The 19,309-nt window shown below is 74.9% G+C and carries 14 protein-coding genes and 1 pseudogene; 4 read left to right on the plus strand and 11 right to left on the minus strand.

All coding sequences use genetic code 11. The annotated features are described in order from the left end of the window. Nucleotides 1–74: 74 nt before the first annotated feature. On the minus strand, nt 75–701 hold the full coding sequence (locus ACLJPY_RS01590) for a response regulator transcription factor (RefSeq protein WP_410586157.1): 627 nt from the start codon (nt 699–701) through the stop codon (nt 75–77). Between the two features lie 299 nt (nt 702–1,000). Between ACLJPY_RS01590 and ACLJPY_RS01595 the strand changes: the two genes are divergently transcribed. After that, nucleotides 1,001–4,345 carry a hypothetical protein gene (locus ACLJPY_RS01595; RefSeq protein WP_410586158.1) on the plus strand — a complete coding sequence of 1,115 codons (3,345 nt, stop codon included), beginning with the start codon at nt 1,001–1,003 and terminating at the stop codon, nt 4,343–4,345. A gap of 20 nt (nt 4,346–4,365) precedes the next feature. Further along, nucleotides 4,366–5,481: a lytic murein transglycosylase gene (locus ACLJPY_RS01600; RefSeq protein ID WP_410586159.1), complete on the plus strand. Its 1,116-nt coding sequence runs from the start codon at nt 4,366–4,368 to the stop codon at nt 5,479–5,481. Nucleotides 5,482–5,625: 144 nt separating this feature from the next. Here ACLJPY_RS01600 and ACLJPY_RS01605 read toward each other — a convergent pair whose 3' ends face one another. Then, a complete protein-coding gene (locus ACLJPY_RS01605; RefSeq protein WP_410586160.1) occupies nt 5,626–6,024 on the minus strand; it encodes a PAAR domain-containing protein in 399 nt (132 codons plus the stop codon). A 3-nt stretch (nt 6,025–6,027) separates the two neighbouring features. Further along, entirely contained in the window at nt 6,028–6,639 is a 612-nt protein-coding gene (locus ACLJPY_RS01610) for a Pvc16 family protein (RefSeq protein WP_410586161.1), read from the minus strand. Between the two features lie 140 nt (nt 6,640–6,779). Between ACLJPY_RS01610 and ACLJPY_RS01615 the strand changes: the two genes are divergently transcribed. Together ACLJPY_RS01615 and ACLJPY_RS01620 are read left to right on the plus strand one after the other, a co-directional pair. Further along, complete coding sequence (locus tag ACLJPY_RS01615; RefSeq protein ID WP_410586162.1) at nt 6,780–8,051, plus strand: hypothetical protein; 1,272 nt, start codon at nt 6,780–6,782, stop codon at nt 8,049–8,051. Nucleotides 8,052–8,154: 103 nt separating this feature from the next. Further along, nucleotides 8,155–9,119 (plus strand): annotated as a pseudogene (locus ACLJPY_RS01620) (IS481 family transposase). 87 nt (nt 9,120–9,206) lie between these two features. On the opposite strand, the gene ACLJPY_RS01625 reads toward ACLJPY_RS01620, so the two are convergent. Genes ACLJPY_RS01625 through ACLJPY_RS01660 form a run of 8 tightly spaced genes read right to left on the minus strand, consistent with a single transcriptional unit; the run spans nt 9,207 to nt 19,299 of the window. Beyond that, nucleotides 9,207–9,731, minus strand: coding sequence for a phage tail protein I (locus tag ACLJPY_RS01625; protein ID WP_410586163.1), 525 nt, complete (start codon nt 9,729–9,731; stop codon nt 9,207–9,209). Nucleotides 9,732–9,747: 16 nt separating this feature from the next. Then, a complete protein-coding gene (locus ACLJPY_RS01630) occupies nt 9,748–11,169 on the minus strand; it encodes an NADase-type glycan-binding domain-containing protein (protein WP_410586164.1) in 1,422 nt (473 codons plus the stop codon). 17 nt (nt 11,170–11,186) lie between these two features. Further along, nucleotides 11,187–13,142 carry a putative baseplate assembly protein gene (locus ACLJPY_RS01635; RefSeq protein WP_410586165.1) on the minus strand — a complete coding sequence of 652 codons (1,956 nt, stop codon included), beginning with the start codon at nt 13,140–13,142 and terminating at the stop codon, nt 11,187–11,189. A gap of 2 nt (nt 13,143–13,144) precedes the next feature. Further along, complete coding sequence (locus ACLJPY_RS01640) at nt 13,145–13,549, minus strand: GPW/gp25 family protein (RefSeq protein WP_410586166.1); 405 nt, start codon at nt 13,547–13,549, stop codon at nt 13,145–13,147. 11 nt (nt 13,550–13,560) lie between these two features. Continuing rightward, the gene (locus tag ACLJPY_RS01645) at nt 13,561–15,366 is read right to left on the minus strand and encodes a VgrG-related protein (protein ID WP_410586167.1); all 1,806 of its coding nucleotides are present in this window, start codon (nt 15,364–15,366) and stop codon (nt 13,561–13,563) included. Further along, nucleotides 15,363–16,469, minus strand: a complete 1,107-nt coding sequence (locus ACLJPY_RS01650) for a phage tail protein (protein ID WP_410586168.1) — start codon at nt 16,467–16,469, stop codon at nt 15,363–15,365. Before ACLJPY_RS01650 ends, ACLJPY_RS01645 begins: the two co-directional genes overlap by 4 nt. 3 nt (nt 16,470–16,472) lie before the next feature. After that, complete coding sequence (locus ACLJPY_RS01655; RefSeq protein WP_410586169.1) at nt 16,473–16,952, minus strand: phage tail protein; 480 nt, start codon at nt 16,950–16,952, stop codon at nt 16,473–16,475. Nucleotides 16,953–16,965: 13 nt separating this feature from the next. Beyond that, nucleotides 16,966–19,299, minus strand: a complete 2,334-nt coding sequence (locus tag ACLJPY_RS01660) for a DUF4157 domain-containing protein (protein ID WP_410586170.1) — start codon at nt 19,297–19,299, stop codon at nt 16,966–16,968. Nucleotides 19,300–19,309 lie beyond the last annotated feature (10 nt).

Below are 19,309 nucleotides of genomic sequence, written 5' to 3' on the forward strand. Positions count from 1 at the left end.
GCCGTACCCGGACGCCGTGCCGACCCCCCGCAAGCCGGTTCGGCCGTTGTCTGCCGTTCATCGCCGTCCTTCGGTCAGATCAGCCCTTCGCGCATGGCGTAGGCCACCGCGTGCGACCGGTTGCGCAGGCAGAACCGGGTGGTGACGGCGTGCAGGACGTTCTTCACGGTGCGGGAGGAGTAGGCCAGCCGGGCCGCGATCTCGTCGGTGTCCAGCCCGTCGGCGACCAGGCGCAGCACCTGCGTTTCGCGGGTGGTCAGCCCGGCGAACGGCAGGGCACGCCGTGGGACGCTGTTGTGCTCGTGGTCGGACACCTGCTGGAACAGGCGGGTCAGCAGGGTGGTCGGCAGCTCCGACTCGCCGCGGGTGGCTTTGACGACGAGCTGCTCGAGCCGGCTCGGCGTCGCGTGCCTGCGTTCGACCACCGCGCAGACCCCGATCGCCACCGCGGCGCGCAGCTGCTCGTCGTCGAGGGCCGCGGTGACCAGGATGAAGCGGCTGCACCCGGTGTGCCCGAGCTCGCGGGCGCGGTGCACGATGCGGTCGTCGATCCGGTCGACCACGAGCACGACCACCGTGTCCGGCGTGATCGCGTCCCGGCCGACCAGGGTCAGCTCGGCCGACTGACCTAATTGGGCCGTCACCCCGAAGCTGAGCACGGGGTCATCCGCCTCAGTCCAGACTGTGATTCTCTCGCCCATGTGGGTGCTCCTCCCGACCCGGCCCGCGTCTCCCGTGCGGACTCCGCCGCTTAGCTTGCCCCCGGCCCCGACGGGCAGCCCTGGGGAACAGCCCCTAGTCCCTTCCCTAGCTTCACGAGTCCAGTAACGCGCACCCCTAGGGCGAGGTTGCGCGCTTTCCGGGGAGTCACGCGAACGGCGGCGGGCGCCCGATGGCGCAGGCGGTGTGCCCGATCCCTTGTCTCCGAGGCGTACGCACCGGCCCACCGGCGGGAGCAGACTGCCGCCGACGGCTCCGCGAGCGAGGAACGGGGATGGCTATGGGAAGTCCTGCGTCCGCGACGACGTACCGGGTCCGGCCGGTCCGCGGCCGCCGGGGTCCGGTCCGGTGGCGCGGACGGCGGTGGGTGCGGGTACTGGCCGCCGCTGGGGCGGCGGCGCTGGCCGGCGCCGTGCTCCCGCTGGCGGGCGACGGCGGCCCGGTGGCACTGGCCGCGTCGCAGGGCAAGTTCGACTGCACCACCGGCGGCGGCAGCTACCTGGTCCCCGCGGGCACCACCCACCTGCTGGTCCGGCTGGCCGGGAGCAAGGGCGCCGACGCCGACGGTGGCGGCGGTGGCACCGGGGCGGTCGTCTCGGCCGTCGTCCCGGTCTCGGGCGGCCAGGCCATCACCGTCTACGTGGGATGCGGCCAGAGCGGGTACCACCGCGGCGGGGCCGCCGGATCCGCCGGGAGCGGGCCGGGCTGCTCGCGGAGCGTCCGAAGTGGCGCGGGCGGAGGCGGTAGCAGCGCACTGATCCGCGGGTCGGCCACCCTCGTCGAAGCCGCGGGTGGCGGCGGCGGCGGCGGTGTCGGCGGCTGCAACGACGACGGCGGGGGCGGCGGCGCCGGCAGCGAGCACGGCAGCGCGGGCGGCAACGGCGGCGACCACCTGGCCGGCCAGCACGGCGGCAGCGGGGGCGCGGCCGCCGTCACCGCGGGCCCCGGCGGCGACGGCGGGGGCGGCGGGTCCTACGGCGGCGGAGGCGGCGGCGGAGGCGGCGGCTGCGCGGGTGGTGCGGGCGCCGGCGGCGGCAGCGGCTCCGGTGGCGGCGGGGGCGGCGGCGGGGGCGGCAGCTCGTGCAGCAGCTCGGCCGACACCGTCTACGAGACGTCCGGCAACGACGGCGGCGGGTCGGTCACCATCGACCCCATCGCGCTGGCCGTCGCCAAGACCGCCTCGGCGGTGATCGACGACAACGCCGACGGCGTCCAGGACGCCGGCGACACCATCCAGTACACCGTCACCGTCCGCAACGACAGCAGCGTGGCGATCAGCGACACCGGCGTGGTCGACACGATGACCGCGCCGTCCGGGGTGCCGGTCGACCTGTCGTGTCTGCCTCTGCAACCGCCCACCACCCTGCAGCCGGGCGACACGATGACCTGTTCGGGCCGGTACACCCTGGTCGCCGCCGATCTCGACCGTGGCTCGGTGACCAACGGGGTCACCGTGACCGGACGGCTCCCGGCCCTGCCCGGCGCCGGCACCGGCCTGCCCGTGACCGGCACGGCCGCGGTGACGAGCTCGCTGACCGACAGCCCCAAGCTGGTCCTCACCAACTCCGTGTCCGGCATCGACGACACCAACGGCAACGGGCTCAACGACGCCGGAGACGTGATCAACTACCGGGTCGAGGCGACCAACGCGGGGAACTCCACCCTGGCCGGCGCCACGGTCACCGAGCAGGTGACCGGGAGCGCCGGGCACCCGGTGACCCTCACCTGCGACCCCGCGGTGCCCGGCCGGATCGTCGTCCACGGCACGATGACCTGCACCGGCACGTACACGATCACCGCGGCGGACGTGGACACCGCGGGCGGCACGATCACCGCCTCGGCGAGCGCGAGCGCCACGACCCGGAACGGCGCGGGGGCGACGACCGCCGCCGGCCCGGTGGAGGTCAAGACCCGGCTCACCCAGCACCCGGACCTGACCGTGCAGCTGATCGCAGCCGCGCCCGCCGACACCAACGGCGACGGCCGGACGGACACCGGGGATTCGATCACCTACTCGGCCACCGTCACCAACAGCGGCAGCGTCACGCTGACCGACGTCGGCGTCACCGTGGCCATGACCGCGCCCGCCGCGCCGGCGCCCACCCTGACCTGCACCCCGGGCGCCGGGTCGACGCTCGCGCCCGGCGCCCGGCTCTCCTGCACCGGCACGTACTCGATCACCCAGGCCGACCTGGACCAGGGCGAGGTGGTCGCCGCGGCGACGGCGACCGGGAACTCCGGCGGCACCGCCGTGACCTCGCCGTCGAGCACCGCGACCACCCCGCTGAAGCGGACGTCGGGGCTCACCGTGAGCAAGTCGGTCTCCGGCATCACCGACGTCAACGGCAACGGCGACCTCGACGTCGGCGACACGATCAAGTACGCGATCGCCGTCACCAACTCCGGCTCCGTGTCGCTGACCGGCGTGTCGGTGGTCGACCAGATGGCTTCCCCGGCCGGCCCCGACCCGGCCCTGGCCTGCACGCCGAAGCAGCCGGCCACGCTGGCCGCCGGCGCCGTGCTGACCTGCACCGCCGCGTACACGGTCACCCAGGCCGATGTGGACAGCGGCGGCGTGACCAACACCGCCACGGCCACCGGGGCCGGTCCGGGCGGCGACTCGGTCAGTTCGGAGCCGGCCACCGTCACCGAGCCGATCACCGGTGCTCCCGCGCTGGCCGTCAGCAAGACCGTCACCGGGATCTCCGACGAGAACCACAACTCGGTCACCGACGCCGGCGACGTCATCAGCTACTCCGTCGTGGCCACCGACACCGGCGCGACGACGCTCGGCGCGGTGGCGATCAGCGACCAGCTGACCGCGCCCGCCGGTCCCGCCCTCGCCCTGCAGTGCTCGGCCGACGCGCCGGTGACGCTGCAGCCGGGCGAAAAGCTGTCCTGCACCGCGCAGTACAAGATCACGCAGGCCGATGTGGACAAGGGCAGCGTGGTCAACACGGCCGTGGCGAACGCGAAGGCTCCGGGCGGCCGCGCTGTCACCTCCGGGCCCGGCCAGGCGACGACGCCGCTGGCGGACAAGGCCGCGCTGAGCGTGGTCAGCGCGGTGACGTCGATCGAGGACCGCAACAGCGACGCCGTCACCGACCAGGGCGACGTGCTGGTCTACGCGGTCACCGTGACGAACACCGGCAGCGTGTCCGTCTCGGGCGTGGCCGCGGCGCTGACGCTGGCCGCCCCCGCCTCCGGCGCGCCGCACCTGACCTGCGATCCCACCGCGCCCGCCGCGCTGGCGCCGTCCGCGAAGATGACCTGCACCGCCTCCTACCCGATCACCGCCGCGGACGTGCGCAAGGGCACGGTCGCCGCCACCGCCTCCGCGGCGGGCACCACCGCGGCCGGCGCCGCTGTCACCGCGGCGCCGAGCGTGGTCAGCACGCCGGTGCAGGCGAGCCCGGCGGGCGCGGGCACCGGGGGCAGCTCCGCCGCCCCGCCGGCCGGGGCCACCGGCGGACCTCCCGGGGGCACCCGCTCGCCGGGCACCGCGGGACGGCTCGCCTACACCGGCGTGGACGCGGGTCCGCTGGTGGGCGCCGGCGTTCTGCTGGTCGCCGCCGGGGCCGCCCTGGTGCTGACCGCGGCCCGCCGGCGGCGGAGCCGGCCCTGATCCGATTCCGAGGAGACACCGTGCACACGATCGGCGAGGTACGGGCCCGGCTGGCGGCCGCCACCCGGGCCCGGGACACCGCACTGGTCGCCACCGCGACCGCGCTCACCACGTGCCTGTGGACGGCCACCGTGCTGGTCGTGACCGGTCAGCCCGTGCGGAGCGTGCCGGTGGCCGAGACGAGCGCGGCCGCGCCGTCCGGCCGGACCGGCCCGGTCGTCACGGTGCCCGACCAGCCGGTCGAGCTGCCGGTGGCGTTGCTCCCGCTCGCGGTCCCACCGGTCCCGCTGGCGGCGCCGGACCCCACGGCGGACCAGGCGCTGGCCGCGGGCCTGTCGGCCGGCGGCATCCCCCAGGTCGCGCTGAGCGCCTACCAGCACGCGGCGGCGACGCTGAGCGGCAGCCGTCCCTCCTGCCACCTCGACTGGCCGCTGATCGCCGCGCTGGGCCGGGTGGAGAGCAACCACGGCCGCTTCGGCTGGGCGGTGCTGACCGTCTCCGGGCGCAGTGCACCGCCCATCCGCGGTCCCCGGCTCGACGGCGGCCGGTTCGCGCTGGTCCGCGACACCGACGGCGGCCGCCTGGACGGCGACCCGGCGTTCGACCGCGCGGTCGGACCGCTGCAGTTCCTCCCGCAGACCTGGCGGGCGATCGGCGCGGACGGCGACGGGGACGGCACGGCCGACCCGGACGACATCGGCGACGCCGCGTTGGGCGCCGGAAGTTACCTGTGCAGCGGCGGGGCGGACCTCGCCGACCCGGTCGCTGTGCGGGCGGCGGTGTACCGCTACAACCACTCGGACAGCTACGTGTCACTCGTGCTGTCGCTGGCCGAGCGGTACCGGACCGGCGTCACGGTCTCCGCCTCCGGTGGAGCGGACGGCGTGACCGCGTCCGGACCCGGCACAGCGGCCGTGGGCTCCGGCGCCGCGCCGGTCCCGGGTACGCCAGCGTTGGCTTCGCCGGCCCCGCAGCCGCCGGCGCGGACGACCCTTCCGCCGACCAGCGCGCCCGCCCCGACCAGCAGCACGGTCCCGAGCACCTCGCCCGGCGTTCCCGCACCGGCTCCCCCGGCCCCGGCCACGCCGACGTCCAGCGCCGGTTGTGTGCCCGTGCTCGGGCTGCTCTGCCTCTGAACACCCGGTCGGGCGGACCGGACGCCGCGCATCCGGCCCCCGCACACCGGCCGCGGGTTCCGGCGCCGCGCCGGAACCCGGTACGCCGGCCCCGAGGCGTTCCCCCACCGGCTCCCTCTTCGACCACCCGGGGCGGACGCGCGGTCACGGTCCGATGTGGACGGTTCCGGTCCCCACGATGGTGCCGTTGGGAGCGGGCACCGGGTCGGCGCAGGTGAGCACCTTGTCGCCGACCCGGGCGGCGGGCTTGCCGCCGATCAGCACGGTCGGGCTGCCGGCGAGCACGGTGCCGCGGTTGTCCGGTGGCCGGGGGAACGAGCCCGGTGCCGGTGGGATGTGCGGCGGCACGTTGAGCGCCACCGAGCCCGCGGTCGCCGCCGGGCGGCCTTCGACCAGCACGGTCGGGCAGCAGCCCTGGGCAATCCGGCCGGTGAACGGGAGCGGGGTGGGCGTGGGCACCGGACCGCCCGGGGACGGCACCAGCACGACGTGCGTGTCCACGCCGGTCACCTGGTCGCCTTGCTTCGCCGCCGGTTTTCCCACGGCTCACTCCCGGATCCGCCGGGCCGGCGGGACGGCTGCCGCCTCGGGCACCGGCTGCGGTGGCGGCCCACCGGCCACCCCGAGGTCCACAGTGGACGGCGCCGCGGGCAGCGGCCCGAGCGCGGCCGGGGTCATCGTCACGGTCAGCACCACGTCCAGGCCGGTCCGCGGCGGCACGCCGAACGAAGTCCACAGGTCGGCGGCCACCCCCGGGAGGTCCGGGTGCGCCACGTCCAGGCCGACCGCGGGCCCGGCGCGCAGCGGGGCCGGCAGATACTCGCCCGGCACGTGCAGGAGCGGCGCCATCGCGGCCAGCACCGCACCGAGGCGGGCGTGCTCGGCCTCGCGGGCGGGCGCCCACGCGGTGATCAGGTAGCAGAACCGGTAGCGACGCGGCGGCAGCACCCGGGCGACCACCCGGCCCTGCTCGTCGAGCTCGTCGCTCCACGCGGCCGCCCGCGCGGTGAGGTCCTCGACCACCCGGTGCAGGAACACGCTGAGCACTTCGCCGTCGCCGCCCAGGTCCGGTCCGGGCGGGTCGGGCCGCAGGGTCACCCCCGGCGGCACCGCGGCCCGCACCAGCGCGGTCAGGGCGGCGTCGACGTGTTCCAGCACCCGTCCAGTGTCCGCTCCGGCGGACGGTCCGGCCCCGGCCGGACGGACAAGCGTGCGCGCACACCACGGCGGGCGAGTCTGCGCGATCGGCTGGCTGCGGGCGTGTTCTCCTGCGCCGCGGCGGGGTCGAAGCTGGAACCATGACCGCCTTCACGCTGCTCGGAAACCCGGCCCTGCCCGTCGAGGCCGGCGAGGAGACCACGTGCGAGGTGCTGGTGCGCAACGAAGGCGCCGTGGTGGACCAGTTCGGCATCGACGTCGTCGGCGACACCCGGGAGTGGACCACCGCGAGCCCCGAGGTCGTCAACCTGATGCCGGGCGGGGAAGCGACGGTGACCGTCCACTTCGCACCGCCGCGCGGTCCCGGAGTGACGGCCGGCTCGCACGCGTTCGGGGTGCGCATGCGGTCGCGGGAGTACCCGGAGCTCTCCGCGGTGGTCGAAGGCCACGTCGAGGTGGTCCCGTTCCTCGCGCTGGACGCCGAGCTGCTGCCCGCCAAACGCCGTGGCAGCCGCAAGGCCAAGTACCGTCTCGCGGTCGAGAACGCCGGCAACACGCCGGTCCGGATCGAGGTCGAGCCGTTCGACCCCGAGGACGACCAGCTGCGGATCCGGCTGGACCGGTCGCTGTTCACCGTGCCGCCGGGAACGGTGGCGCTGCTGCGGGTGCTGGTCCGGCCGTACGAGCGGTTCCTGCGCGGCGACCCGCAGCCGCACCCGTTCGAGCTGAAGCTGATCCACGAGTCGGTGGACGGCACCCTGCTCGGCGACCCGCTGACCGTCAAGGGCCTGCTGACCCAGGAGCGGATGCTGCCCAAGTGGGTGCTGCCCGCGCTGGCGCTGCTGTCCGCGCTGGCCATCGTGCTGACCACGCTGTGGTTCGCGGTCCTCGCCCCCAACGTCAAGGAGATCGCGAGCTCCGAAGTGGCCGGCCAGGTGAGCGCGGCGAGCAGCGCGGCGGAGGCGGCCAACGCAGCGGCCGCCAAAGCGAACACCGCCCAGGAGGACGCGCACGCCCAGCTCAGCGCCGCGGCGGCCGCGAACGCGGCGAACACGCCGACGTCCCTGGACTTCCGCATCGCGACCTTCGCCGGCCCGGTGACCGACAGCTCCTTCCAGCAGTTCAGCTACTCCGCGCCGCCGGGACGGGCCATGGACATCTTCGCCATCACGCTGCAGAACCCCCGGCAGGACAAGGGGTTCATCCGGGTCTCGGTGGGCACCAGCGTGCTGCTGGAGTCCGGGCTGGCCAACTTCACCGACCAGCCCTACAGCTACGCCAAGGGGTTGCACGTCCCCAAGGACGTGCCGGTCACGGTGTCGGTCGACTGCGTCACGCCCGGCGCGGGCTCGGTGCGCTGCACCCCGTCGGCTTCCTTCTCCGCCCAGGTGCTGCCGGCCGGCGCCGCCTAGGTGTACTTGGCCAGGACGTTGGTGGCGGCAGGTCGTGGTTGACGTGGGGAGAGCCTCCGGTTGAGGTGTGGCTTGTCTAGGACCCACGTCGACCGGAGCTCTCGTGTCTCACCGTAATGCCCGGACCACTTTTCTGGGCAGGTTGCTGATCGTCCAGCGTCACCAGGCCGGATGGCCGCAAGCGCACATCGCGTCCGCGATGGGGATCTCCCGCAAGTGCGTGAAGACCTGGCTGGACCGCTACGCCAGCGAGGGCGAGTCCGGCCTGCGTGACCGGTCCTCGCGACCGCATACCTCACCCCGGCGGACCGCTGCCCAGCTTGAGCAGCAGATCATCGCGTCGCGGCAGCGTGAACGCCGCGGACCGGCCTGGCTGGGCTGCGAGCTGGGTGTCCCGGCGCGCACGGTGTCGCGGGTACTGGCCCGCCACCAGATCCCCCGGCTGGCTGCACTGGATCCGATCACCGGAGAGGTGATCCGGGCTAGCAAGACCACAGCAGTGCGCTACGAACGAGAACGGCCAGGCGAACTGGTCCACATGGACGTCAAGAAGATCGGCCGCATCCCCGATGGCGGAGGCTGGCGAGCCCACGGCCGGGCGCAGCGGGAAGCGACCCGCGACCGCGGCACCAAGATCGGCTATGACTACGTCCACTCCGTGGTCGACGACCACTCCCGCCTGGCCTACTCCGAGATCCACCCGGACGAGAAGGGGCCGACCTGCGTCGCCTTCCTCGCCCGCGCGATCACCTACTTCGCCGGCCATGGCATCACCCGGATCGAACGGCTGATGACCGACAACGCCTGGGCCTACCGCTGGTCCCTACGTCAGGTCTGCGCCGAGCACGGCATCCGGCAGAAGTTCATTAAACCCCACTGCCCCTGGCAGAACGGAAGGTCGAACGCCTCAACCGCACCCTGCAAACCGAATGGGCATACCGCCAACCCTTCACCAGCAACACCGAACGCACCACAGCCCTTGCGCCCTGGCTCGAGCACTACAACACTCAACGCCGCCACAGCGCACTCGGCGGCCACCCACCCACCAGCCGACTGCCAGCAACCTGATGGCCAAGTACACCTAGGGCGTCTGCCGGGTCACGGCCCGCCCGAACGCTCCCGATCGTGGGCAAAAGTCCACGACCGCCCGTGAAATCAGTCGACCAGCTCGATGCGGTGCGGGACGTGGGCGGGCTTGGCCCAGGCCACCAGCTCGCGCACCGCCGCCAGCTCCGCGTCCGGCACACTGCCCCGCCGGATTCGCACCACCAGCGACGGCTCCTCCGACGGCGGCGGGGTGCCCGGCGTCCGCGACCAGTGCACGCCGCCGCTTTCGACGACCTCCGCCTGGCCCCGGGTGGCCAGCTCGAGCTGCCACCGCAAGCCGCGGACGGTGCCTCGCACGCCGTGCAGTTCGACCGCGTGCCGGATCACCTCGCGCTGCTGGTCGTCAGTCCAGTTCTCGTCCAGGGTGACGCCCAGCCACGCGGCGAGCCGCGCCAGGAAGTCGGCCGGCGCGAGGCTGGGGTCCCAGTAGGCGTCCAGGCAGTCGAGCACGGCGTAGGCCGGGGCGAGCACCTCGTCCAGGCCCGCGGTGAGCCCGGCCAGCACCGGGTCCTCCTGCAGCACCGCGGGCAGCAGGTCGATCATCGGCCGGGGGGTGCGCACCCCCGGGGTCATCCCGCGCATGGTCCCCCTACCCGACGCCGAAGAACTGGAACTCGGTCACGGCGACGTCCTTGGCCCCCGGTGACTCCTTCACCTGCAGGACCTGCACCTGGACCAGCTTGGCGGCGAGACCGTTGCGCAGGGTGAACGTCTGCGGGCTCTTGGAGTCCTGGAGCGTCAGCGTGTCCGACTTCTCGTTGGAGTAGCTGAACACGATGATCGACGGCCGGTCGTGCCCGACGAAGTCGTCACTGGCGCCACCGGTGATCACGACCTTCGCCAGCGCGGTCGGCTTGCCCAGGTCGACGGTCACCTGCGGGGGCTTGCCGTTCGCCGCCCACGGCGCGGCCCAGTAGGTGTTGGTGAACCCGTCGAACGCCGCGGTGGCCGGGTGGCCGGGCAGCTGGGTGTCGGTGCCCTGCACCGCGGTCGGCCGCACCGGGCTGACCGTGGCGTCGCCGGCCAGCCCGGTGGCCCAGGACTTGAGGTGGTCGGCTTGCCGCACGACGTAGGTGCGCAGCGGCGGGTAGAGCCCGGCCAGCAGCCCGAAGCCGAGCACCGCGACGAACGTGTAGCGGCGGACGCCGGTCACCACCCGGCGGCCGACGCGCCGGTTGCCGCCGCGGCCGGCGGTCTTGGGTCGTTTCGCCGCGGCCACCAGCTTCGGGCCGCCCCGCCGGCGGAGGCGTTGCCACCACGGCGCGCGCTGCACGACCGCGCTCGTGAGCGCCTCACCGCAGCGGCTGCAGAACTTGCGGGTCGGCGGGTTGCCCTCACCGCACTCGCCGCAGATCCGGTCGCCGGGCCGGATCTTGCGGGTGGACGGCGCCCGGTGGGCGGGCGTGGCCGCCGGAGCCACCTCCTGCGGCAGCACCTCGGCCGGCTCGCCGCCGCCCGGCGCCGGTTCGACCGGTGCCACCAGGTCGTGCCCGCCCGAGGACTCCTCGGCCGCGCGATGCCGGCCGCGGTCGGGCTCCGGGGCGGGAGGTGGTGGCGGCGGGTCACCGAACGAAGGCGGTGGAGGCGGCGGGTCACCGAACGAGGGCGGCGGGGGTGGCGGGTCACCGAACGAGGGCGGCGGGGGCGGCGCACCGGACGAAGGCGGCGGCGGTGGGGGCGGCGGAGGCGGCGGCGCGGCCGCCGATGGCGGTGGAGGCGGCGGAGGCAGCGCTGGCGCTCCGCCGGGGGGAGGCGGCGGGACCGGTCCGGGTGGGACGTCCCCGGCTTCGGGCACCGGCTTGCCGTCGATCGTCGTGAGCGGCCCGACGATCGCCGAAGCCACCCGCCGCAGCAGGCCGGCCTTGCCCGGCGCCTCGGCCTCCACCGCGACCACGGGCGGCGCGGCGGCCGGCGCCGTCTTCTGCCCCGTCCACTCCAGGAAGCCGCCACAGGAGCCGCAGAACGTGTCGGTGTCCCGATTGGACTGACTGCATTCCTTGCAGACGATCATCGCGAGTACCTCCCGGCTCAACCGGCTTCGACGCGGACGTGGTGGTCGAACGAGAACACCAGGCTGTTGGCGTCCAGGTCGACCCGGCCGGTCTCCCCGCCGCGCTCGCCCGTCACCGGGTTGGCGCTGAACAGCCGGACGTCCTCGACCGTCTCCACGCCCGCCACCCGTTGCAGCAGCGCGTGGATCTCCCCCACCCGCACCGCGCGGCCGAACGGCCAGCCGGTGCCGTCCGGGCCGCCGCCGGGCAGCGGGCTGAGGTAGCCGGCCAGCGCCCGCAGCGCTTCCTCCCGCACCGCCGCGGGGCGGCGGCGGGGCCGGGCCACCAGCCGCGCCACCACGGTGACCCCGCGGTAGCGCGGCGGCTCGACCAGCACAGTGGTCCCGATCAGGCGCACCGTGTCCAGGTGCCCGGCCAGCCGGGCGAGCAGTTCGTCCCCCGGCACCAGGTCGGCCAGCCGCACCCGGCCGTCCTCGTCGGCGGGCGCGTCCGGCACGACCAGCACCCGGACCGCGGCAGACGGCACCCCGGCTTCGCCGGCGGCGATGCAGCGGATCCGGGCCGCTTCCGGCACCGCTTCGCGGGCCAGTGCCTCGTAGTCCTCGGCGGTGACCGCCCGGCCCCGGGTGCGCAGGGCGAGCCCGCCGCGGTCGCGGGCCTGCGCCAGGGTTTCCGCGTCGGTGCCGCCCCGCGCGCCGGCCGCGTTGCCCACCGCGGAGACGAACGGGATCGACGAGCGCAGCGTGCTCAGGGTGCCGGCGGCGACGTTGCCCGCCGCGCCGCCCCCGATCGCGTAGTGCCGGATCCGCACGGCCGCACCCGGTTCGGGCACGGCGCCGTGCTGCTCGGTGCCGCCGTCGGCGAGCCGCACCACCGGGCCGAACACGACCTCGCCCGCGTGGCCGTCGAGGACGAAGTGGCGATCGGCCGCGGTGCTGCCGGCGAAGTCGGGCACCGCGGTCCAGTCCAGCCAGCCGTCGTCCGAACTGGTTTGCACCACCGGGGTACCGAGGCCGGCCAGCACGGGGGCGGCGGCCGTCCGGAACACCTGGCCCGGCGAGCCGTCGGCGGTGCCGAGCTGCTCGACGTCGACCAGCTCGGCGTGCACCGCCGGTCCGCTCACCCCGACGGTGCAGGCGCCGGCCCGCGCGATCGTCGGCGCGGCGTGGTAGCCGGGCTGCCCCTGCGCCGGGTCGGCCACCCGGGCCCGCAGCCAGGCCGCGCGCAGGCCGTCGAGCAACGCCACCCGGTGTTCGGCGGGCACGTCGAGCACCACCGCACCGGCGCTGTTGAGGCCGCCGGTCTCGTCGCGCAGCACGCGGCAGCCGAGCCAGCTTTCGCCGGTGTAGGCCTCCCAGACCAGCGGCGGGTGCCGCGGGTCGACACCGACGCCGTCGATGCGGCTGTCGAGGTCGAGCTGCACCGCACCGCGCGGCACGGCCACGTCCAGGCCGAACAGCACCGCGTCACCGGCCCGCGGCTCGGCGGAGAACACCGGCACCGGGCCGGCGCGCAGCTCGGTGGTGCGGTCGACGGCGAGTTCGGCGTCCGCCGCCCGGGTGCGGACCGCGACCAGCTCACAGGGCAGCGCCACGGCATCCGCTTCGGTGCTGAACACCACCGGGTCGACGGCTTCGGCGTGCTGGGTGCCCACTTCGGTGCCGGCCGGGATGACCAGCGGGGTGGTGGCGGGCGCCGACAGCCAGAACGTCACGTCGGTCCGCGCCGGCGTGGGCGGGTGGAGCCGGACCCCGATCAGGTCGAGGAACTTGACGTGCAAGCGGTCCGGCACCTGGTTGAGCCGGCCGATCAGCTGGTCGACCAGGAACGCGAAGGCTTCGATCAGCGTGGTGCCGGGGTCGGACGGCTGGTGGTCCGTCCACCCGGGACAGTGCCGGCGGACCAGGCCGGTGGCGTCGGCCACCAGGTCGGCGAAGCGCCGGTCGTCGAGGTTCGGTGCGGGCAGGGCCATCGCTACTCCTCCTCGCCGCCGGGCACGGTGTAGAACGGGAACACGAGGTTCCGCTCGTCGCCGGTGCCCACCAGCCGGTAGCCGATTTCGATGTGGAGGAGGCTCGGCTCCTCCGGGTCCGGCAGCGTGACCACCTCGGTGATCTCCGCCCGCGGCTCCCAGCGGGTGAGCGCCCGCCGCACCTCCGCCGACAGCTCGGTCGCGGTGTCCAGCGAGACCGCGGCGAAGACGTAGTCGCGCAGGCGGGAGCCGAACTCCGGGCGCATCGGCCGTTCACCGGGGTAGGTGGTGAGGATCAGCCGCATCGACTGCTCCAGCTTGCGGACGCCGCGCGCCAGGTCGAAGCCGCCGCTCGGGGTGTACCCGAGCGGGAACGCCCACCCCACGCCGATCGGGTCGGTCGACATCGTCACTCCCGCTAGTTGAGCTTGATCGGGTTTCCCTTGATCTCCACCGGTCCCCGGCTCTCGATCTTGATCGAGACCTCGGCGGTCAGGTTGAGCTGGGCGCCGCCACCGACGTTGACCACCCCGCCCCGCCCGGCCTGGACGTCGATCTTGCCGCCGTCCGCGCACTTCACCGTCACGGTGCCGGCGATCTGGTCGATGACCAGTGCGACGTCCCCGCGCTGCGTGCCCAGGACGATCTCCCCCTTGGTCGGCGTCGGCTTGGCCCCCGGCGTCCGCTCGTCGTGGAAGGCCAGCCGGTTCCCGTTGGGGGACACCAGGCCCCGCCAGGCCACCGTGGACGTGTGCCCCCGGGTCAGCACCGGTTTGCCGCCGAGGTCCGGCTTGCTCTTCCCGGTCAGCAGCCCACCGAGGACGTACGGGCGACGCGGGTCGCCGAACTCGAACGCCACCAGCACCTGGTCACCGACTTCGGGCAGGAACACCGCCGCCGCGGCGGCGCCCGCACCGGCCAGCGCGACCGGCGCCCAGTCGGTGACGAACACCGGCGACAGCCACGGCAGCACCACCTGGACCCGGTTCAGGCCGTCGGGATCGCCGATGTCGCTGACCACTCCGCACACGACCCCCGGGATGGCCGGCGCCGGGGCCGGGCGCGCGCCGGCCGCCAGCCCCAGGATGGACCGCTCCTGCCGCCCGGTCACCTCGAACGTCGTGGCGTAGCCGTCCACGTCGTAGGTGTGCACCGCGCGGGTGACCAGCCAGCGGCCGTCGAAGGCCGGACCGATCCCGCCGACCTCCACGACCGTCCCGGCCCGCAGGCGCGGGTCGCCGACCGCCTCGCCGTCGGCTTCGGCGACCGTGCTGCCCAGCCGCTCGGCCGCCCCGGCCACGGCTTCCCGGGCCGCGGCGTCGATCCCGCTGCCGGTGCCCACGGGTGCGGTGGTCACCGCGAACGCGTTCGGCCGGGGTGCCGGCCCCAGCTCGCCGAGGGCCGGGTCGGCGGCCCCCTCCGGGGCGGGCCGCGGCCGGAACGGCTCGGTGAGCGTGGCCGGGTCCGCGCCGGGCAGCTGGACCGACGCGGTCCGCGTCGGGGCGGTGGCGGCCTTCGCCTGCCGGGCCGCCGGGTCCCACACCCGCACCTCGGTGGTGGCCGCCAGGTTGCCCGCCGTGATCCGCGGCCGGAACGCCCGCAGGCCGATCGGGAACTCCAGGGCCAGATCCGCCTTCCCGCGGCGCACGTCGACGGGCCGGGTGAAGCAGAACTTGCCGTCGACGACGCCGACGTCGTAACCGAGCGCGTCGGCCCGGCCGCGCAGGAACTCCCAGTCGGTCTGGTTCACCTGCCCGATGTGGGCGTGCACGGTCCGGGTCTGGTGGATCGTCCCGAGCGGCAGCTCGTACTCGCGGACCACGTCGCGGACCACGGCGGAATCCTTGCGGTTGCGGAAGGAACGGCTCCGCCGGGACCGCTGGAGCCGGTGGTCCTGGGTGTAGCCGCGCACGACCGTGCGGCTGACCCGGCCGTAGGAACCCTCGATCGCGGTGATTTCGCCCGTGATCAGCCGGACCTCACGGCCGCCGGCCACCGATCCCGAGCTGACGTCGACCGCGGTGCCGATGGACAGCACGGACGAGCGGGCCACGGTCAGGTCCCGGTCCAGGAAGGTGATCTCGAACATGTCCGGCCAGAGCCGGTGGGTGTCGACGACCACCCGCTGGATGCGATCGGCCAGTTCCGCCGGCAGCGGACGGCCACCGGCTCGCACCCGTGGGAGCACCCTCGTCCGGTCGCCGATGTCGTAATGGGCGGTCACAGCTCGGCCGCCTCGGTTTCCTTCCGCTCGACCACGAGGAGGGTCAGCGTGACCACGGCCCGGCACGGCACCCCGGACGCGGTGAACCGGCTGTAGGACACCTTGGCCGTCTTGATCACGACCTGCTCGTCGAACCCCCGCCCGACGCCGGCGCCCATCTTCAGCGCCACCCGCTTGGGCGCCCCGTTCTCGAGTTCCGTCCAGTCCCACAGCTTGCCGCAACTGTCCGCCACCTCGGTCACCCCCTCGATCTGCAGGGCGGAGAGGGTCAGCTTCCGGCGGTCGTAGATCAGCTCCTCGCCGTTGATGGTGAGGGTCTGGCCGTCCTTCTCGGTGCCGACGCGGGTCGTCCGCTCTTCACCGACCTCTTTCGGGTTGAACTGGAAGACCAGGTCCTTCTGGCCGTAAGAGAGCTTGAGCTGGCCCTGGCCCTCGCTGGGCAGCGGGGCCGAGCCGGTTCCGGCGGCGGCCGTGGCGAGGAAACCGCGGTGCACCAGCACGAGTTTCTCGGTCGCCACGCCGCCACCGGAGGCCGACAACGCCGGTCCCGACCACGACACCGGGATCGCGTCGGTCAAGTGCCACTCGGCCACCACGCGCCCGGAACTCCCGGCCGGAGCGGTCCCGTCGCCGGACAGCGCCGAAAAGAGCGTGACGTCCACGGTGGTGCCCTTGAACGACGGCCCCGGGGACGTGCCACCGCTCTCCCTCTGCACCTGGCCCGCGCCGCCCTCCGCGCCGCTGATCCACTGGCGGGCGACGCGTTCGAGCCACTTCCGGACCTGGGCGGCGGACCTCTCGTCCATCGCCCGCTCCAGGGTCACGTTCGGGTAGGTGAGCTGCTTGGGCGTCAGGTAGGGCGCCAGGTACTGCCCGCCCGCCCACACCGGTTCGGTCTCCAGGTTGACCGCCAGGCCCGAGCAGCCCGACCAGTGGCCGAGGTCCTTGACGTCGCCGCCCGGGTCGGTGACCTTCACGCCGAACCACATGGTCATGCCGTAGCGCGGCGGCGCGGTCACCGGGTCACGGGCCGGCAGCGAGGTACGCACGCCCGCCGCGCTGAGCGCGCCCATCGGAGCCTGCAGGAGGTTGGGGATCGTCACGGGTCACGACCTCTTCTCGTCGTCGAGGAACCCGGTGTGCGCGAGCTCCAGTGTCTCGATCGCCGGACGGCCGCTGGTGGAGTCGAAGTCCGAAATGGACCAGCCGACCGGGAAGAACTGCTTGAGCTCCCACGTGATCACCGGCACACCGAGGTAGTCGAGCATGTGGATGCCGCCGCTGAGCACCGTGTGGCTGCGGGAGGTCCGCTTCAGCCACTCCTGCACGTTGGCCGACTTCGAGCTGGCCGCCCGGCTGAGCTTGATCGTCGGGTATTCGACGTTGCCCGGGAAGATCAGCTCGTCGTTGTTGTCGCCGGGCCGGTACTTGTGCTTGCTCCAGGTGACCTGCAGCCCGGCCACCTTGGTCCAGGTGCCGAGGTCGTACTCCTCCAGGTCGATCTGCACCACGAACCGGTGCGTCATGGCCACCTGGTCGAAGAGGAACTCCGACAGCTTCGTGTTGAGCTTGCCCACGCCTACCACGTCCGAACTCCTCTCACCACAGGTCCGCCAGCGTTCCCGCGCGTTCGCGGTCGACGATCAGTTCCGCCCGCAGCCGGGCGCGGACGTGCCGGTAGAGCCGGCCGGCGAGGTCGTTGAGATCGAACGCCGGTGGCGGTTCCGGCTCCCGGTCGCGCAGCTCGAGCAGCGACGCCCGCAGGTCGGCGATCTGGTCGAAGGCCATGGCCACCGCCGTTCCCGGCCCGGTCGACGGCGCGGAGCTGCCCGGCGCCGGCGGTGCCCCGGCGGCCGGCGGCCGGTCGGTGAACCCCGTCTCCCACGACCAGGAGACGGCGGCGGGCGCCGCGGGCTCGTCCGGCGACGCGTGCGGCGCGGCGACGGCGGCTTCGGCGGTCTGGACGATCGAGCCGGGCGGGCGGCCGGGGTCCGGGTGACCCGGGTCCGGCCGAGCGGGGGCGGCCCGGTGCAGCAGGGCCGGCGGCCGCGGCCCGGCCCCGGCCACCCAGTGCTCGACGAGGCCCGCCGCGGCTTCCAGCTCGCGGCCCTCGGCGGACTCGGCCGAGGGCTGGGTGTCGCCGAGCACCCGCTGCTGGACGGCGTGGGTGAGCTCGTGAGCGAGCAGCGCGCGCACCGGCCGCTCGGCCAGGTCGCCGGCGTGGTGCGGCAGGAACACCTGCCCGGCCTGCGCGTAGGCCCGCGCGCCAAGCTGCCGCGCGCGGACCCCGGCGGCCCGGCCGCGGTGGACCGGCACCGAGCTGACGTCCACGCCCAGCTCCCGGGAGAACAGGGTGACCAGCTCGCCGGGCACCGGTATGACGAGGGTGTCCGGCAGGGCGGCACTGTCGGCGGCCGCCGGCGGTGGGAGGCCTTCGTCGAGCACGGCCCGGTACACCGGTCCGGCCGGCTCCGGCGGCTCCACGAGGGGCTCCCGAGGCGACGCCGGCGGGGTGACCGGCTCGGGCGGGGGTTCGTCCGGGCCGGGTGGCTGCTGCGGGACCGGCGGCTCCGGCCGCGCGGGTGATTGGCGACGGGTCGACGGCTCCGGCCGGGCCGGTGGCTCCGGCCGGGCCGGCGGCTCCTGTCGCGCGGGTGATTCGGGCCGGGTGCGGGTCGGCGACTCGTGCCGGGCCGGCGGGTCCTGCCACGCGGGCGGTTCGTGCCGGGCCGGCGGCTCCTGCGGCGCACGGGTTTCCGGCGCAACGGCCGCGCTGTCTTGCGGAGCCTTGCCGGCTCGTGGGAGTTCCGCCGCGGGCGCGCTGCGACGGTGGGCCGGCCGGGGCCACAACGGCGCCAGCGGGGTTCGCGGCCGCACCGGGACGTTGCGGGATGCCCGGCTGCCCGGCGTCGCCGGGGACCGGGGGCCGGGTCCCGCCGGGACGTCCGGAACCGTCGCGGGATCCGCGACGGACCGGCCGAGCGCCCCCGCGGTCGACAGCCCGGCAGGCTCGGCGGACGCTGCCGGTGCCACGGGATCGGCGGGACCGGCGGGCTCGACCGGCGGAGCAGCTCCGCGACGCGCTGACTCCGGCGTTCCCTCGGCCGAGGCGGGAACCGGCGGGCCGGGCCGTGCCTCCGCACCGGCCTCGTCGCGGCCTTCCCGTTCCCGGTCCAGCTCCGGCACATCGTCCATTTCGGACGGTCGCGGCCCGTCCGGTTCGGCGCTCGCCACGTTGAGCCCGCGCCGCCGGCTCTCGGCCAGGTTCGGCCGCCGCAGGACCGGCCGCCCGGGCGCGCCGCCCGCGGTGGCCGGCGCCGGAGCCGGTGGCGCGGCCACGGGCAGCGGGTCGCCGAGCCCGCCGAGCAAGCTCATCGCCTCGGCCACGCCGAGCTGCTCGTACTGCGCGGCCAGCCGGTCGAACTCGGTCATCCCCCGGAACGGCGTCTCCGGTTCGACCGGCTCGGACACGTACTCCGGGCTCGCCTCGGTGAGCGGCCCGGCCGGCGTGGGTGCGGGCCGCACCGGCAGCCGCGGCACCGGCACCGGGAATTCGCCGGCCGCGTCCGGCTCGGCCGGGCCGGCCAGCGCGACCGCGCCGTCGTCCGACCAGACCGCGCGCACCGGGCTCGCGTCCGGCCGGCTCACCTCGATCGGCTCCGCCGGGCGCACCGAGACCACCCCGGACATCCGGCCGGGCGCGACGCCCGGCGCCGGTACCCGGCGGGGCCGCCGGTGCTGCAGCGGCGGCAGGTCGCGGACCAGCCGCCGGGTGCCGGCCACCCGCGGCAGCGTGAACAGCGGCGTCAGCGCCGGCGCGCGGACGGCCAGCGTCAACCGCAGCGGCGGCAGGGTCCGCCAGTGCCGCGCGGCGCCCGGCCGGTCCCCGCGGGCCGGCTCTCGCCCGTGCCGCCTCCGGAACGGCCACCACATCGTGCCTCCA

The sequence above is a fragment of the Amycolatopsis sp. lyj-23 genome (genome assembly GCF_046549135.1).
In the GTDB taxonomy this organism is placed as follows: domain Bacteria; phylum Actinomycetota; class Actinomycetes; order Mycobacteriales; family Pseudonocardiaceae; genus Amycolatopsis.

Coding starts and splice junctions, on each gene's coding strand:
- ACLJPY_RS01635 (WP_410586165.1), bottom strand. CDS start 13,142: ATGGCCCTGCCCGCACCGAACCTCGACGACCGGCGCTTCGCCGACCTG.
- ACLJPY_RS01595 (WP_410586158.1), top strand. CDS start 1,001: ATGGGAAGTCCTGCGTCCGCGACGACGTACCGGGTCCGGCCGGTCCGC.
- ACLJPY_RS01590 (WP_410586157.1), bottom strand. CDS start 701: ATGGGCGAGAGAATCACAGTCTGGACTGAGGCGGATGACCCCGTGCTC.
- ACLJPY_RS01640 (WP_410586166.1), bottom strand. CDS start 13,549: ATGTCGACCGACCCGATCGGCGTGGGGTGGGCGTTCCCGCTCGGGTAC.
- ACLJPY_RS01660 (WP_410586170.1), bottom strand. CDS start 19,299: ATGTGGTGGCCGTTCCGGAGGCGGCACGGGCGAGAGCCGGCCCGCGGG.
- ACLJPY_RS01615 (WP_410586162.1), top strand. CDS start 6,780: ATGACCGCCTTCACGCTGCTCGGAAACCCGGCCCTGCCCGTCGAGGCC.
- ACLJPY_RS01630 (WP_410586164.1), bottom strand. CDS start 11,169: ATGATCGTCTGCAAGGAATGCAGTCAGTCCAATCGGGACACCGACACG.
- ACLJPY_RS01625 (WP_410586163.1), bottom strand. CDS start 9,731: ATGACCCCGGGGGTGCGCACCCCCCGGCCGATGATCGACCTGCTGCCC.